Annotated in this window: 2 protein-coding genes; one reads left to right on the top strand and one right to left on the bottom strand. The window is 71.7% G+C overall.

Annotated elements, in window-relative coordinates:
* Window positions 1-233 (top strand): hypothetical protein (locus tag H5J33_RS36885; RefSeq protein WP_220212961.1); only part of this gene is annotated, 233 nt, incomplete at its 5' end.
* 14 nt (window positions 234-247) lie between these two features.
* Here H5J33_RS36885 and H5J33_RS32425 read toward each other — a convergent pair.
* On the bottom strand, window positions 248-982 hold the full coding sequence (locus H5J33_RS32425) for a hypothetical protein (protein ID WP_181798300.1): 735 nt from the start codon (window positions 980-982) through the stop codon (window positions 248-250).
* Window positions 983-2122 lie beyond the last annotated feature (1140 nt).

Here is a 2122-nt window from a genome sequence, read left to right as displayed (position 1 = left end):
GAGGCACCATGCGACCGTCGACGACGCCGAACGTAAACGGCGGCGCTGATCGCGACCAGACCCACGGTTCCCGCGGCGGCCACCGGGGAGTACGCGGCAGCCGTGTGGGCAAGACCGCCGCCGCCCGCGTGAACACCGCCCCGCGGACCGTCGTGGTCACCTGGTCCGAACCGGTCTGGAGCTCCCGGTCCCCCTGCGGGGCCGGGGTCTGCCGGCCCCGCGAAGCCGTCTGATCCTCCTGAAGTGCTTACGGCTCCCGGGCCCCCGAGTCGTCCAGCGCCGCCTGGCCCTCCCGGGACGCCTGCTGCTCTTGCGGGGCCGCCTGGTCCGGCTCCGGCGAACCCTGGTCCCGGGTCTCCTGGCCCTGCTCCGGCGAACCCTGGTCCTGGGGGTCCTGCTGGGCCTCCGGCGAAGTCTGGCCGTCCGGGAGTGCCTGGTGCTGTTCCGGGGATTCCTGCTCCTGGAGGGCCGCCCGGCACTCCGGGCAACCCTGGTCTCGGGGGGCCGGCCGGTCCTGGGGGACCTCCTGGCACCCCAGGACCCCCTGGCACTCCAGGGACTCCTGGGACTCCAGGGAGTCCTGGTCCGCCGGGAGTGCCTGGTCCTGTTCCGGGGAGTCCTGGTCCTCCGGGGCCGCCCGGCACTCCGGGCAACCCTGGTCTCGGGGGGCCGGCCGGTCCTGGGGGACCTCCTGGCACCCCAGGACCTCCTGGCACCCCAGGACCCCCTGGCACTCCAGGGACTCCTGGGACTCCGGGAAGTCCTGGTCCGCCGGGAGTGCCTGGTCCTGTTCCGGGGAGCCCTGGTCCTCCGGGGCCGCCCGGCACTCCGGGGAACCCCGGACCTCCCAGGAATCCTGGGACTGCGGGGCCGCCAGGTCCTCCCGGGCCTCCGGGACCGCCCGGGCCCCCGGGACCCCCGGGACCGCCGGGACCGCCGGGACCGCCGGGACCACCTGGTCCTCCCGGGCCGCCGGGGCCACCCGCGCCAACTCCAGTCGCCCCGTAGCCTGTCCAGTAGGCCCCGTAACTCTGTCCGCGTGACACCTGCGCCCAAGCCGCAGCCGCGAGGGCTGCGTCGCCGTCGTCCCCTTGGGCTGTCGCGTCTGGGGCAGCCATCCATGACGTGCCGACGAGGGCGGTAAGGACGATGGTGGCTCTGGCGCGAGAGCCGATCGCATAGGGGGGTTTCGGCGTGGGCATGCAACGAACCTCCTGATTCAAATGGTTTTCATACAAATCACTCTTTCGCCTGGACCCTGCATCGTGGCTCGCGTGAACCTTGGCAACAGCGCCGGGCGCGCCGGGGGATATCCCTCGCGCGGCGCAGTCCTCGGGCCTCCGTAACGCCCCAGCATCACCCGTTCGGCCTTCTGCCGGATACGTTCGGGCCGAACACAGCGCTTCAAGGGGGCCGGCGCGGGTCTCTCGGGCGATGTGAACGGGGTCGGCGCCCCGGCGGCAGATCGGCGTCGCGGAGCACGTCGGCAGGCCAGGAAGCCGCCAGGCCGCCTCCTGAGAGCCGGCTGTCGGCAGTCGCGCCGCTGACCGGACCCTCAAGCGCGACGGCCGTCAACTCGCTGCACCGCGGAAGAGTCGACGGATGCCGGTCGCGGATCGTTTCTCCTGGCCCGTCGATTTCGCCGTGCCCGTCCGCTGGTGGTTGCGTACTTCTCTCACAAGCGGTCCTGGGAGGAGTGAGACCGGGAGGTGTCCTCACGTCTCCGTACAACGCGGTGCGCCTCACCGACGCCGCACGGAAAGGGGCCCCGGCCGCGTCGGTCACCGTCGGAGGCGAGCAGGCCGCACCCCACACCGTCGGCGACCTCGTCCCTCTGTCGGAAATGTCGAACTGCGGCTGGGTGCCACCGCACTTCAGGTCGGCCGGTCGCCAGCCGCGAAGGCGGGCGGACACTCGCGCGCCCGATGACTCTCGACAGTGCCATCAAGCTTCGAGGGACGAGTTCGTCCTCGACCCGTACGAAGTCGGGCGATACAGCGACTGGATGCGGCATGTCTCCCGGACGTGTTGACGCCCAAAGCCGCTCTGAGCAGATACAACGTCGCAGTGCCGCTGGAGTGCTGGACGTACGACTCACTTGGGAGGGGTTGGCCAGAGGTGT

The organism is Streptomyces sp. WELS2 (assembly GCF_013870595.1).
In the GTDB taxonomy this organism is placed as follows: domain Bacteria; phylum Actinomycetota; class Actinomycetes; order Streptomycetales; family Streptomycetaceae; genus Streptomyces.
This window is presented reverse-complemented; position numbering and strand designations above follow the sequence as displayed.